The organism is Flavobacterium sp. CFBP9031, from assembly GCF_034044945.1.
Lineage (GTDB): Bacteria > Bacteroidota > Bacteroidia > Flavobacteriales > Flavobacteriaceae > Flavobacterium.
The window spans coordinates 170,674-184,696 of sequence record NZ_JAXCWF010000014.1 but is presented as its reverse complement, the minus strand read 5'-3'; the positions used below and the strand labels follow the sequence as shown (position 1 = coordinate 184,696).

General features: G+C 34.6%; 9 protein-coding genes. 4 read left to right on the top strand and 5 right to left on the bottom strand.

What is annotated here, in order from left to right; translation table 11 throughout:
* Positions 1 to 180 precede the first annotated feature (180 nt).
* Positions 181 to 708, bottom strand: a complete 528-nt coding sequence (locus tag SOM12_RS21045; RefSeq protein WP_320495294.1) for a hypothetical protein — start codon at positions 706 to 708, stop codon at positions 181 to 183.
* A gap of 224 nt (positions 709 to 932) precedes the next feature.
* On the opposite strand from SOM12_RS21045, the gene guaA reads away from it, so the two are divergent.
* The 4 genes from guaA to SOM12_RS21025 all read left to right on the top strand — a co-directional run bounded on the left by guaA (position 933) and on the right by SOM12_RS21025 (position 7,007).
* Positions 933 to 2,462, top strand: coding sequence for a glutamine-hydrolyzing GMP synthase (guaA, locus tag SOM12_RS21040; RefSeq protein WP_320495293.1), 1,530 nt, complete (start codon positions 933 to 935; stop codon positions 2,460 to 2,462).
* Positions 2,463 to 2,525: 63 nt separating this feature from the next.
* Complete coding sequence (locus SOM12_RS21035) at positions 2,526 to 4,439, top strand: lytic transglycosylase (RefSeq protein WP_320495292.1); 1,914 nt, start codon at positions 2,526 to 2,528, stop codon at positions 4,437 to 4,439.
* Between the two features lie 94 nt (positions 4,440 to 4,533).
* Positions 4,534 to 6,606: a PBP1 and LysM peptidoglycan-binding domain-containing protein gene (locus tag SOM12_RS21030; RefSeq protein WP_320495291.1), complete on the top strand. Its 2,073-nt coding sequence runs from the start codon at positions 4,534 to 4,536 to the stop codon at positions 6,604 to 6,606.
* Positions 6,606 to 7,007 carry an OsmC family protein gene (locus tag SOM12_RS21025; protein WP_320495290.1) on the top strand — a complete coding sequence of 134 codons (402 nt, stop codon included), beginning with the start codon at positions 6,606 to 6,608 and terminating at the stop codon, positions 7,005 to 7,007. The genes SOM12_RS21030 and SOM12_RS21025 overlap by 1 nt, the downstream gene beginning before the upstream one ends.
* Before the next feature lie 134 nt (positions 7,008 to 7,141).
* Here the strand turns inward: SOM12_RS21025 and SOM12_RS21020 are convergent, their stop codons facing one another.
* The 4 genes from SOM12_RS21020 to SOM12_RS21005 form a co-directional block, all read right to left on the bottom strand.
* The gene (locus SOM12_RS21020; protein WP_320495289.1) at positions 7,142 to 8,521 is read right to left on the bottom strand and encodes a Gfo/Idh/MocA family protein; all 1,380 of its coding nucleotides are present in this window, start codon (positions 8,519 to 8,521) and stop codon (positions 7,142 to 7,144) included.
* A gap of 98 nt (positions 8,522 to 8,619) precedes the next feature.
* Positions 8,620 to 8,979, bottom strand: a complete 360-nt coding sequence (locus SOM12_RS21015; protein WP_320495288.1) for a hypothetical protein — start codon at positions 8,977 to 8,979, stop codon at positions 8,620 to 8,622.
* Positions 8,967 to 10,802 (bottom strand): M1 family metallopeptidase, encoded by a 1,836-nt coding sequence (locus SOM12_RS21010; protein ID WP_320495286.1) that lies wholly within the window; start codon positions 10,800 to 10,802, stop codon positions 8,967 to 8,969. The genes SOM12_RS21015 and SOM12_RS21010 overlap by 13 nt, the downstream gene beginning before the upstream one ends.
* Positions 10,803 to 10,824: 22 nt before the next feature.
* Positions 10,825 to 13,920, bottom strand: a complete 3,096-nt coding sequence (locus SOM12_RS21005) for a DUF5107 domain-containing protein (RefSeq protein WP_320495285.1) — start codon at positions 13,918 to 13,920, stop codon at positions 10,825 to 10,827.
* Between the last annotated feature and the right edge of the window lie 103 nt (positions 13,921 to 14,023).

The following is a 14,023-nucleotide window of genomic DNA, read 5'->3' as shown; positions in this document are numbered from 1 at the left end:
TCTAAAAGGAATGAGCCCGATACAATATCGAGCTCATTATTATAAAACTTAATTATTAATTTGTCTAAACTTTTGGGTGCAGTCTATTTTAGAATCTCCTTTTTTGTTATACAATCTGATTAAAACCTCAGAATCTTAGAATCTTAGAACCTCAGAACCTCAGAACCTTAGCATCTTAGACTAAAATGGATCCGCAGTAACCTTAAACTTCATTTCTGCTTTTACGGTCACATCTTTTGTTAAAGTTTCTTTCAATGTTACTTTCGTTCTGATTTTGTAACTGTCTGCTTTTATATATTCATCTAATCTTTTATCAGTACAAATCAAATCGATCGTATTACTAGATACATTGATATTGTCAGCATACGCTAATTCAATTTCTTCTGAATTAGCTGTAGAAATATATAGATGTATAGATTTTAAAAAGGTAAATGTTTTATCTGAAGGATCTGTAATCGATAATTTCAGCGATCTGATTTTTACATCTTTCACCAAATTTACTTTTGTTTTATTGTTTTCAAACTCAGCAGAAGAATTGGTCGTAACCTCTGGCGTAATAATCTCTGAAGGCAGATTAATTGGAGAAGTGCTTTGAATTTTAATCGAAGCATTGTTCGAAATAGTAAAAGTCAGCAAATCATCAACAGTGTTGCAAGAGCAAAAAAAGATCGATAAGAAAGCTGACAGGGCAATAATTTTTGATTTCATGGTTAAATTAAATTGGGTTTTTCGTTAGATACGAAATAATTCGGTTTTTGGATTTGCAAAGATACTGAGTTGCTAAGGTTCTAAAATGCTAAGTTTTTTGTTTTTGAGCTAGAAAAAAGCTCAGAATCTTAGTAACTAAGTATCTTAGAATCTACAATGAAAAAAAAATATTTTTTTTCATTGCTCCGATTTTTCAATTTCGAATATAAAAAGTATTTTTGCGCATGCAACACAACGTACTTATTTTAGATTTCGGATCGCAATATACTCAGCTTATTGCGCGTAGAGTTCGCGAATTAAATATATTCTGCGAAATTTTTCCTTACAATCACATTCCAAGTGATTTATCAAGTTATAAAGCCGTAATTTTAGGAGGAAGCCCTTTCTCTGTTAGAGGAGAAGATGCGCCACATCCTGATTTATCACAAATTAGAGGTAAAATGCCTTTGCTTGCTGTTTGTTACGGAGCTCAATATTTGGCTCATTTCAGCGGTGGTGAAGTAGCTGCTTCCAATACAAGAGAATACGGTAGAGCAAACTTGTCTTATATTAAAGAAGGTGAAACTTTCTTTGACGGAGTTTCAGAAAACAGCCAGGTTTGGATGAGCCATAGCGATAGTATCAAAGCGCTTCCAACAAATGCTGTAAAATTAGCAAGCACGCATGATGTAGAATACGCAGCTTATAAAATTGAAGGCGAAACTACTTATGCAATTCAATATCATCCAGAAGTTTACCACTCTACAGATGGAAAAAAAATGCTGGAGAATTTCTTAGTTAAAATTGCTGAAGTTCCTCAAAACTTTACTCCAAATGCTTTCGTTGACGAAATGGTAGCAGAACTAAAAGAGAAATTAGGAAACGATAAAGTGGTTCTTGGTTTATCTGGAGGAGTAGATTCTACTGTGGCGGCAGTTTTATTAAACAAAGCAATCGGACAAAATTTATACTGTATTTTCGTTAACAACGGACTTTTACGTAAAAACGAATTCCAAAGTGTATTAGATCAATACAAAGGAATGGGATTAAATGTAAAAGGAGTAGATGCTGGAGATCGTTTCCTAGGCGAATTGGCCGGAATCAGTGATCCTGAAACGAAACGTAAAACAATTGGTCGTGTATTTATCGAAGTTTTTGATGATGAATCGCACTTATTAGAAGACGTAAAATGGTTGGCGCAAGGAACTATTTATCCAGACGTTATCGAATCTGTTTCGGTAAAAGGACCATCTGCGACAATTAAATCGCACCATAATGTTGGTGGATTGCCAGATTATATGAAATTAAAAATTGTAGAACCACTTAGAATGTTGTTTAAAGACGAAGTAAGAAGAGTAGGAGCTACATTAGGAATAGATCCAGAATTATTAGGAAGACACCCTTTCCCAGGACCAGGATTATCAATCAGAATTTTAGGAGATATTACGCCAGAGAAAGTACAGATCTTGCAAGATGTTGATTCTGTATTTATCGAAGGATTAAAATCTTGGGGATTATACGATAAAGTTTGGCAGGCTGGAGCAATTTTGCTTCCTGTAAACAGTGTTGGTGTTATGGGCGATGAGCGTACTTACGAAAAAGTAGTAGCGCTTAGAGCTGTAGAATCAACAGATGGTATGACTGCTGACTGGGTTCATTTACCTTATGATTTCTTGATGAAAGTGTCAAACGACATTATCAATAAAGTAAAAGGCGTGAATCGTGTAGTTTACGATATTAGTTCGAAACCACCTGCAACAATTGAGTGGGAATAGTAGCATAATTTAAAATTAAGGTCTTACATTTGTAAGGCCTTAATTTTTTACAACCTACTATTTATGAGAGAACTTTTAACGATTTCTCTTGTGTTTGTTTTGTCTTTTAACAAAATAACTGCACAAGATGCAATAATTGAACACAGAATTCAAAAAGGAGAAACCGCTTTTTTCATTGCCCAAAAATACAAGGTTTCTGTAGACGATATTTACAAACTCAACCCCGAATCGCAAAACGGAATCAAGGATAATCAGATTATAAAGATTCCAGTTCACTCCTTAGAAAATAAAAATTCAAAGCAACAAACCCATATTGTTGCGCCCAAAGAAACATTGTTTGGTTTGTCTAAACAATATCATGTTTCGGTTGAAGCCATTCAGAATGCCAATTCAGAAATTCTGGCCAGCGGACTCCAAATTGGTCAAGAATTAATAATTCCTCAAAATTTAGATAATGCAACTAAATTAGAAGCTGCTGTTTCTTCAAAAACTACGCATCAAGTTGTGGCTAAAGAATCTTTATTCAGCATTGCGAGACAATACAATGTTTCGGTTCAAGATTTAGAAAATTTAAATAAAGACATTTTAATTAATGGATTGCAAATTGGTCAAACGATTTCAATTCCGAACAAAAGAAAAACCTTGGATGGGAGAGTTCGTGTAATTAATCAAGAAACCATTTTTCATGTTGTAGAGCCAAAAGAAACTAAATTTTCGATTGCTAAGAAATACGGAATTTCAATTGATCAATTAGAATCTCAAAATCCTGAAATCGTAAACGGATTAGTTGTTGGAAACAAATTAGCCATTAATACAGCAGCCATAAAACCATCAAACGAAAGTGAAGAATTGATGTTGGCTTTGGCCGAAAAACAAGTTGTGGTTGAAAAAACAAAAGCTAAAACAGTCGAAATAGAGGATTTAAAAGACCGTCTTGTGGTTCAGAAAGAAATGAATCAGAAAATTATAAAAATTAATGATCTGAAAGTGAATCTGAACGATATGAATGGTTCTAAAGAAAACTCAGTTGAAAAACTCCGTTTGGTTTTAGAAGCAAATAAAAATGTTCAAGATATTTTAATGGCAAAATTAGATTCGCTTGTCACTTCAATGAATAATGATTTGAAAGAGTTGAAGCGAATGGATATTTTGAATGTTGAAGAATCTAAAAGACTAGAAAGACAATCTTCTGAAGGAATCAATAAAACAAATGAATTATCATCTCAATTGAAAAAGGAACTGGCGGAAAACAGAAAAGCCTACGCTGGTTTGATGAATAAAGTAGAGAAAATCGCAGTTGAGGAAAATCAGGAATACAAGAAGAAAATCCGCGAAAGCGAGAAAAAATCTAATACAGAACCTTTGCAGCAGCGTTTGTCTTTAGAAGAAATTAAACGTTATAAAATCGAGCAAGAAAGAGGAGATGAAAAAAATCAGCTTTTAATTGCTAAAATAGATTCTTTGGACACTCAGAAAAAAATTGAAGTAAAAAGACACATCAGTAAAGCTTCTTATTATAGTATGGAAGCTCGAAAATTTGATGATAAATTGGCTTTGATCAAATTGAAAAAATATCAGGATGAAGCGGTTAAGAAACAGGAAAAAAAGGGTGCAGCTGAAAATTCAAAAACAATTTCATTACAAGAAATGAAACAAGAATTGAAAGACAATCCGTTAAGGCCTGACAAAACAGTAAAAGTTGAAGTTTATGATAATCTTAAAGAAGTTTCAAACGGGTATTACTTAGTTTTAGGTATATTTACAGACGCAGTTGACCGAGATAAGCTCATTATGAAACTCATTGATTCTGGTGAATTTAACGCTAGCTTCTTTTTCAACATTAACAGCCTTTCGTATTATGTTTACGCCGATAAGTTCGAAAACATGGAAGAAGTGCTTTATAAATGCAAGAAAAAAGAAGAAGATGAGTTATATAAAGAAATCATTATTGCTAAAGTAGAAATCGATTTAAGGTAATTTTTACAGCGATAAAGCAAACGGCGCGAATTTTGCTTTTAGTAAAATCGTAACTTATTTTAGAATTAGAAATTAAATTGTTTTAAGCCTTATTATGAAATATTATTTAACAGTATTGTCTCTCGTATTTTTTATGACTTCCAGCGCATTTTCGCAAGAAAAAGTGGTGAAGTACAAAGTATCGAGCGGTGAGACGATTAATCAGATTGCACAAAAATTTAAGGTAACGCCTTATGATATCTATCAGCTCAATCCAGATGCAAGAACGGGATTGGTGCCCAATTCTGTGCTGTTGATTCCGACAAAAACAGGAGAAGCAAAAAAAGAAGTTTCTGAAACTAAAGCAGCTGTTTCAGGAAAAGAAATTATTCATGAAGTGCAGCCAAAGGAAACATTTTACAGCATTGAGCACAAGTACGGAATTTCAGATGAAGCTTTAAAAGCGGCAAATCCGTTTTTGGAAAAAACAGGTGTTCAAATCGGACAAAAATTGGTTATTCCAGCAAAAGGATCTGCTCCAAAAGCAGCAGCAGCAAAACCTGCGAAAGAAAAAGGTGCCGAAAAATATGTTTATCATGATGTTCAGCCAAAAGAAACAAAATTTGGTATTGCAAAACAGTATAATATTACGGTTGACGAATTAGAAAAACGCAATCCAGATATTGTGAACAGCTTGCCAGTTGGTTACAGATTGACGATAAAAGGCACAGCTCCAAAAACAGAAGCTGCTCCAGTAGAAACGGCAAAAGCTGTAGAAAATAAAAAGCCTGCGGAAACTTCTAAAAAAGCAGTGACTTATATGGAATATCAGGTTAAACCAAAAGAAACTTTTTATAGTTTAGGAAGAGTTTTCCATTTGTCGCAAGAAGAACTAGTGGCATTGAATCCGTCACTTTCTGAAGGTGTAAAAGAAGGAATGGTTTTGAAAGTTCCAACAGGATATGTGGCTCCAGCACCAATTGTTGCTGCACAAGTGCCAGATAAACCTGCTGATTCTTCAGTGTATAAACCAGTTGAAAATACTGGCGGTGGAATTAAAATTGTCGATAAAGTAAAATCGACTGAAAACGAAAACGTAGAAATTGTTGAGTTGACCAAAAAGAAAGGGCTTAACGAGCGTAAAAAAGTAGTTTTATTGCTTCCTTTTAATTTGGCTAAAGTACAAAGCGATACTTCTGGAACAGCTAACAGAATTAAAAACGACAAGTTCTTAAACATGACTTTAGATTTTTATGCTGGAGCTATGATGGCGATTGATTCTGCAAAAACATTAAAACTTCCAATTGATGTTGCTATTTACGATTCTCAGGAAACTAAAACAACTTCTAATGTTGTAGGTTTAACTCCGAAGCTTCAAGATGCGGATGCTGTAATTGGGCCATTTTACCAAAGTAACGCAGAAACTACAGCAAACATGCTACGTTCATATGACGTTCCAGTAATTTCTCCTTTATCAAAAGATAGTGCAAATCCGATTGACAATTTATATCAAACTATACCTTCAAATGACGTGATTAGAAATTCGGTTTTTGATTATATGCGTTCTAAAAACGGGAATATTGTAGCGGTAGTAGATAAGAAAAAGGAGTCGGTTATTAATTATATCAGACAAAACCAAAAAGGAGTTGCATTTGCAACTTTAACCGAAACAGGTGGTTTGGATGTGGCTAATTTAAAAAGCTTGTTGATGCCAAATCGAATGAATTATGTTGTGATGGAAACCGGTAATACAGCGATGGTTAAAGCTACAATTAAAGCATTGCTTGATTCTCAGAAAACATGTCAGGTTCAATTGGTGATTTTAGAGCCAAACAGCACATTGGATACAGATGAAATTAGTTTTGATAATTTGATAAAATTGAAATTAATGTATCCTTCTGTAACGCGCGAAAGTGACGAACAGCCAGTTTTAATTTATGAAAAACAATTTCGTTTGAAAAACAAAGCAAATCCAACAACTTATGCAACTAGAGGATTTGATGTAACTTTTGACACGATGATGCGTTTATCTCAAGGAAAAACATTTCAAGAAACAGCTGATTTGATGACGACTCAGCAAGTAGACAATAAATTTCAATATTATAGAAAAGAAGATGGCGGACACGCTAATAAAGGTGTTTACATCTTATATTATGATAGTGACTTAACTTTAAAAGTAGCAAATTAATGACATCAAAAGTAACCTATTTAGGAGATTTAAGAACAGGTTCAATTCACGTGCAATCAGGAAGCGAAATCATTTCTGACGCACCATTAGATAATAACGGAAAAGGTGAGGCATTTTCTCCAACAGATACTGTAGCAAACGCATTAGCAAGCTGCATGATGACCATTATGGGAATTAAAGCCCGTGATTTGGAAGTAGATTTTGTTGGTTCCACAGCTGAAGTAACTAAAATTATGAATGCAGAACCAAGAAGAATTGGAGCAATCGAAATTGTATTTCAAATGAAAAGTAATGCTGATGAAAAAAGCAAAACGATTTTGGAACGTGCTGCAATGACTTGCCCAGTATTTCTAAGTTTAAGCAGTGAAATAGAAAAGAGAATTACTTTCAATTGGAATTAATTTTTTTATCAAAAAATAAGAAAAGCCATCTGAGAAAATCAGGTGGCTTTTTTTGTTTTATGAATGGTGTAAAAATGGAACAAGAGAGCAACATCTACTTTGCCCTCTTGTCCCTCTTTAACTAACCAATATATTTATTCTGAAAACTCTAATTTTTTAAGTTTATTCCAGCCTCCACGCGTAAAATCTGGAATTTCAACGGGAGCAGAATTATGATCTAATGAAATTTCGGTTAATGGACCAAGACAAGACCATTCGGCTAAATCGTATACGTCCATATCCAGAGGAAGTCCCTTTTGCAGACAGTGAATTAAACGATAATCCATAATAAAATCCATTCCGCCGTGACCGCCTACTTTTTTGGCTTGTTCTTCGATTCCTTTAGCAATTGGATGTTTGTATTTTTCGATTAATGCTTTTTTCACTTCTTCAGGAACAAAAGAGTGCGCACTTAATTTTTCGTGATTTGGTTTTACATCGTCACCTAACTCTTTTCCGTCCAATGCATAACCTTCAAGCGGATATTTATTGGCAAATCCTTTTGTCCCGCTCAATTGATACATTCTGCTGTACGGGCGAGGAGAAGTCACATCGTGCTGAATCTGAATTGTTTTTCCATTTTCGGTACGAATCATCGTCATGGTATGATCACCGTTTCTAAAATCTTTAATTTCTTTTCCTGATTTTTCTTTAATGTAAGCAGGATTTCCGACGGCTTTTGTATCCATAGAAACCAAGAAATTCATTTTGTCACCGCGATGAATGTTTAGTGCCTGACACGCAGGCCCCATACCGTGTGTCGCATAAACATCGCCGCGGTGTTTGATATTGTAATCCATTCTCCAGTTATTCCAGTATTCTCCCCAAAAAGGCTGTAAACCGTGAATATAAGAACCTTCAGCATGAAGAATTTCTCCAAAAAGACCTTGCTGAGCCATGTTTAAAGTAGTCAGTTCGAAGAAATCGTAAACGCAGTTTTCCAATTGCATACAGTGCTTTCTAGTTTTTTCTGAAGTATCAATCAATTCCCAGATTTCTGTCATGGTTAAAGCGCCAGGAACTTCAATCGCAACGTGTTTTCCGTCTTTCATGGCTTGAACTCCGATAGAAGCATGGTGGAGCCAGTCTGTAGCTACATAAACTAAATCTACGTTTGGCAAAGCCGTTACTTTTCTCCAAGCATTTTCATCACCATAGAATTCCTGTGCTTTTGGGAAACCTGCTTTCGTTAAAATCTCATTTGATTTTGCAGTATTTTCTTGAGTCATGTCGCACAAAGCCACAATTTCCACACCCTGAATATGTGTCATACGTTCGACCGCTCCAGGACCGCGCATCCCAAGTCCGATGAAAGCAACACGAACGGTTGGAATCGGATCTGCTGCCATTCTCAACACATCTTGCTGTCCTTTTGCACGTGCAGGAGTTTTGGTCTTAATCATTTGTGCCGATGCAATTGTCCATCCGAACAAAAGAAAAAGAGCTATAGTTGATTTAAAAAAGGTAGTTTTCATAAGTGATATTTTAGTGGTAATTTATTCTAAAAGTAACCTCTCTAATGAACCAAATTAGAGAGGTTTTCAAAAACAAAACAATCCAAGGACTTTTATAATTATTTTTGACTACTAAATCTTTTCATTAATGGCGTTACATGTTTTTGGGTATCGTCATCTAATGAAGCCAATGCCTTATCTGCTTCGGCTGGTGCATATTTTGTTAATCCTGCTAATCCTGCAGCAATTACGTTGTATGATTGTTCTTTAATGCTTTCTTCCATTAACGTTTTGTAAGAAGTATCTCCAGTAGAAGCCAATTTTACAATAGCATTTGCTCTGGCAATGGTCTTTTTGTCGTTTTTGGCAATGTCAAGCAGTGATTTTAAAACCTGATCTTTGGTTTGTTTTTCATTTAAATCAATTGCTTTGATGCTCAACACTCTTAAGTCTTCTTGGGGATCTTTTAAACCTTCCAATAAAATAAGTTGTGACTCCTGACTTCTGTCTTTGAAGCAAATTTTATAGCTTCAATTCGGTTATAATACGATGGCGCATTTTTATATTGAAAAAGATAATCAGCAGCCGTTTTTTTATCTACATTAACTTCACCAACTAGAATTTTATCCGGATCTAAATCTATAAATTCTGGTTTTGAAGGAAGATCAAAACTGAAACTTTGCGTTCTTTTATCAATTAAAATATCCTTTCTTATTTTAGTTCCGTTTACGTAAAAATCAACTTTTAAAGGCAGTGTAAAGGTTTGCACAGCACTATCCTGAGATTGACTTATTGTAATGGTAATTTTTCCGTTAGCATATTTGTAAATCACATCCAGAATCGGACTTCCAGCATTATAATACCACTGATCAAAATAAGGCAGCCAGTCTTTTCCAGTCACTTCTTCCATCGATAAACGCAGCTGATGCGGTTCTCCAGATTTATAAGCGTTTGTGGTTAAATAATGATTTAGTCCTTTAAAAAAAGCTTCGTCACCCATTTGGTTTTTCATGGCATACAAAATAATCGAACCTTTCGAATAGCTGATATTATCAAACATATCGTCTGCGTTTCTGTAATGAAAACGGGCTAAAATAGGGCTGTCACCATTTTTTTGTGAGCGTAAATAATTCTGTAATTTTTCATAACGAGATCTGTCTTCAGCATCTTGTCCAGCATCGTGACCGTGCCAAAGAACTTCTCCAAAAGTAGCAAACGATTCATTCATTGTTAAATTTGACCAAGATTCAGCCGTTACATAATCTCCAAACCATTGGTGAAAAAGCTCATGAGCAATGGTACTTTCTTGATTATCATCTAATAATTCTCGTTCTGTTTTCTGAACATATTCACCATGAACTGTCGCAGAAGTATTTTCCATAGCACCTCCAAAATAGTCTTTCACCACAATTTGCGCATATTTTGCCCATGGATATTCTACACCAAGCATTTTGCTGTAAAAATTCATCATATCTGGCGTTTTGTAAAAAATCTGTTTGGCATATGGCGCATATTTTGGCTCTAAATAATAGCTGACTTCTTTACCGTTATAAGAATCTTTATAGATTTTAAAATCACCAACGGCCATCATAAATAAATAAGGCGCATTTGGCTGTTCCATTTTCCAGATATCAGTTCTGGTTCCATCTTTATTTACTTTTTGGGAAGCTAATTTGCCGTTTGAAAGCGTGGTATATTTTGCCTCAACTGTCATTGCAATTTCAGAAGTTGTTTTCTGATTTGGTTTGTCAATTGTCGGGAACCAGCAAGAAGAAGCTTCCGTCTCGCCTTGCGTCCATATTTGTGTTGGTTTGTCACCTTTTCCATCAGGATTAATGAAATACAATCCGTTTGAATTGGTAATCGATTCGCCAGCTTTGCTTTTCAGTTCTGCTGGTTTTGCTGTGTAATTAATAAAAATCGTATACTTTTCGGTTCTTTTGTATTTTCTGTTTAAAGCGATAGAAAGTTCTTCGTTATCGTATTTGTATTGTAACGGAATGCTTTTTTTACCATCAATAATAGCGATTTCTTTAAAATCCATTCCTTTTGCATCCAATTTAAGCGAATCGGTTTCGTAAAAATGCGGTTTTAAAGTAATCCATTCTTTTCCGTACAAATAGCGTTTTCCGTAATCGAATGAAACTTCTAGTTTGGTATGAATTAAATCATGTGTTTTTAAAGGAGTAGCGCGATAAATGGATAATTCATCTGCCTTTTCTGTTTTGTTTTGTGCCTCTATTTTTGGTGCCATCAAAAGGACAAGACCAAAAAAAGTATATTTTAAAAAATGGTTTTTCATTTTTATTGTTTTAGAAAGTTCTTTACAGTTTTTCGATAATTCTAACTTCGCCGTCTTTTTCATCTTCACTTAAAATATTCGATTGTTTTTTGGTGTAAGACAATAAAGTCCATTGTACTATTTTATTTGTCGGATATAAATTGGCCTGATTTTTAATCCATTTTTCAGCCTCTTGCGCAGAAGAAGTTTTTTCTATTGCCCAAGCCGAAACCAATTGATTTGCCGGAAGGAAATTCATAACCGTATTATCAATCACAGGACGGAAAGCGACAATTTTTTCCAAAGATTTAGAAGCCATTTCTTTGTTTCCTAAATTGGTATAACATTCATAATCCAGCCAATTTTCTAGTCTTTCATCAATATTTTCGTCATACGGTTTTCCTACACCTAAATTCTCTGGAAACAGTTTGGCATCGGCAATAAATTGTAATGCTTTTTTGTACTGCTTGTTTTTGATTTCTGCTAAAGCCTGCATCAATTTAGCTTCGTGATACAATTGTCTTCCTGCGGTTGCGCCTTCAAAAGGAAGGATTTGCAATTTGGTTAAAAATGCATCGGCTTCACGGTATTTTTTATTTAGCAATAAAGTTTTAGCGTAAAGCATTCCAATCAAGTAATTGTCTTGATGTTTTTTATAGAAAGATTCCGCCGTTGTAAGCGCTTTATCAAATTGTTTTTGGGCGATATAATGTTCTGCAAGCATTTTATGGTATCTCCAGCCTTGCGGATCTAATTTTATAGCTTGCTGAAGACTTGCCAATACTATCGAAGCATCATCTTTAAATAACGAAGCTTTCGCTCCATAAAACGCAGGATCATTTGGTTTTGAACCGCATTCTGAAAACAATCTTTTAGCTTCTGAAATGCTGTTGCGATTCCATTCAATTAAACCTAAATGATATTTTAATTGATACTGATCATTTGTTTTAATTAATGATTTTAAAATTTCAGCGGTTTCATTTCTAAAAGGAAAACTAGTTCCTGGTTTGATTTTGCTTACGTCAACTGGTTTGTTTTCTAAAAAGGCTTTCCAATAGATAATTTCAGCACTTGGTTCAGCGATAGAAAAGACTTTTAAAGCTTCTTCTTTTCGGCTTATGTTGTTATACCAAATTCCTAATTCAAGAAAAGTCTGTTCTGGCATTTCGTTTTGAATGGCAGCAGTAAAAGCATTTTTTGAATCGTTTGAATTGTTCGAAAGGTATTTTTCAAAATCAGCAAAATGATTCAGCGGATCCAATTTTGTAATCGTTTTTAAAACTGAATTTGCTTTATCTGAATTATTTTGAAGACGATATAAAACCGCTAAAACCTGTAAACCTTCTATATTGTATTGATTGTATACTAAGCTTTTTTCAGCATATTCAATAGCTTTTGGCAGATCATTTTCGGCTAAATAAATTTTGCTTAAAGCAGTATAAGCTGGACTTCTAAATTCAACACTTGCCGCAGCAATATCAAAACCATCTTTTGCATCAATAGTATTTCCTAAATGAAAGTTTGCCAAAGCATAAAAATAATTTCCAGCAGGATCGTAAGTATCTATTGCTAAAGCTTTGCTTGCCGAATTTACAGCTGCTTTGTAATCTAATTTTCTGATTTGCAGAGAAGCCAATGCAGAAAGAGCAGGAGCAAAGTTTGGATCTAATTTTAAACAAGCATTCAATTTATCTTCAGCTAGAACATAATCTTTAAAACTGATATAGTTTTTTCCTTGCTGATACAATCCGTAAACCGAATTATGATCAAAATCTTTTGGTATTTCTAGAGGGCGATTGATGTTTCCATCTTCTGGAGCAGAATTCCAAACCAGTTTATTGCCGCCTAAAACAAATTTCAATTTATTAGAATCGACTTTTACCTGAATAGAATCTTTAAAAGTTTGCATCGTATTCAGAGCAATATCTTTAGAATATACTTTTTTATCGTCTTCAAAAACTTCAATTTTTTCGTTTAATTTTTGAAGTGGAGAAAAATAGATTTTCAGCCAGCCGTTTTCGTTTTTAATATTAACTGAACCATAATTGTTTGCTTTTACAAAACCTTTTGTTTGTTTAACAGGAAACCAATATTCAGTCCAAGTATCCGTTTGATATGGTGCGAATGAACGCTGTTTGAAAGGTGTAAGATTACTGCCTTCGCTCGCCTGATTAAACAATCTTCCGCTTTGTACTTCTACATATTGTCCGTCAGTATCGGATAATAGTTTTTCCCAAATCATTCCTTGCTGGGACAATCCCCAAATCCAGATTTTTTTACCCGGCTTATCGTCGTGATTGCCGTATCTTCCCATTCCGAAATCTTCGTCATGATAATATCCGCCAAAGAAATCATCATATTTCCCGAATACGTGATACGATTTGTAACCGCCAAAATTATTGTTTTTATAGAAAGATAAATCTTTACCGTTTTCCTTATCTAGTGGCCACGAATGGTAATCTCCGTTATGACCAATGTAAGTCTGTCCTGGATAAATAAACTGCAGATTTTCGGCAGCTTTTATTCCCGTATTCATCCAAGTATAATAAGGCTGTTCGAATTCGGTTGTGTTAGACCAAAACGAATTTGTGGTAAAATAGGCTTTGTCTTTCGGTAGATTGATATCTAATTTCCAAGAAGTTCTAGTTAATAAATCTAAAACTCCAATTACACAGCTAATGCTTCCGTCTTCTCGGTTTATGATTTTATAATCGACAGGAGTGGCGCAGTTTGGCGTGTGGCCGATAATTCCGTAATTGCCTTCAACACCGCCGCTTGTCCACGGTCCGCGCATGGCAATGTCTCTAAATTTTACAACGTGATTATTGTAAACAATGTCTTTTCCTGTAGATTTTTCTATAGCCGACCAGACTTTTCCGCCAATTTCTGGCAAAATCATCAGTTTAATATAATCGTTTTCAATTTCGATTACTTTCCATTCTTTCTGAACGGGTTTATCGGTAAAACCATCAAAACGGAAATAGGGATAAAACTTGGTATCTGGTTTCGGAATCGGATCAGGGTCTGAGAACGGATATGTGGTAAATACTTTTTTGTATTCTTTTATAGTGGGTTTGTTTTGTGCTGAGACAAAGAGGCTTCCAAGGAGTAAAAAGGATAATAATGGTCTAAATTTCATGATGGAGAGCTAGTTTTTTGTGGTTGTTTTTTTGCCACTCCCGATAGCTATCGGGATTCACAGATTTAAATGATTTTTTTAATCTGTGTGTAATACAAATTAA

Excerpts from the sequence above, each read along its gene's own strand:
- SOM12_RS21035 (WP_320495292.1), top strand. The coding sequence starts at position 2,526 with ATGAGAGAACTTTTAACGATTTCTCTTGTGTTTGTTTTGTCTTTTAAC.
- SOM12_RS21005 (WP_320495285.1), bottom strand. The coding sequence starts at position 13,920 with ATGAAATTTAGACCATTATTATCCTTTTTACTCCTTGGAAGCCTCTTT.
- SOM12_RS21020 (WP_320495289.1), bottom strand. The coding sequence starts at position 8,521 with ATGAAAACTACCTTTTTTAAATCAACTATAGCTCTTTTTCTTTTGTTC.
- SOM12_RS21045 (WP_320495294.1), bottom strand. The coding sequence starts at position 708 with ATGAAATCAAAAATTATTGCCCTGTCAGCTTTCTTATCGATCTTTTTT.
- SOM12_RS21010 (WP_320495286.1), bottom strand. The coding sequence starts at position 10,802 with ATGAAAAACCATTTTTTAAAATATACTTTTTTTGGTCTTGTCCTTTTG.
- SOM12_RS21025 (WP_320495290.1), top strand. The coding sequence starts at position 6,606 with ATGACATCAAAAGTAACCTATTTAGGAGATTTAAGAACAGGTTCAATT.
- SOM12_RS21030 (WP_320495291.1), top strand. The coding sequence starts at position 4,534 with ATGAAATATTATTTAACAGTATTGTCTCTCGTATTTTTTATGACTTCC.
- guaA (WP_320495293.1), top strand. The coding sequence starts at position 933 with ATGCAACACAACGTACTTATTTTAGATTTCGGATCGCAATATACTCAG.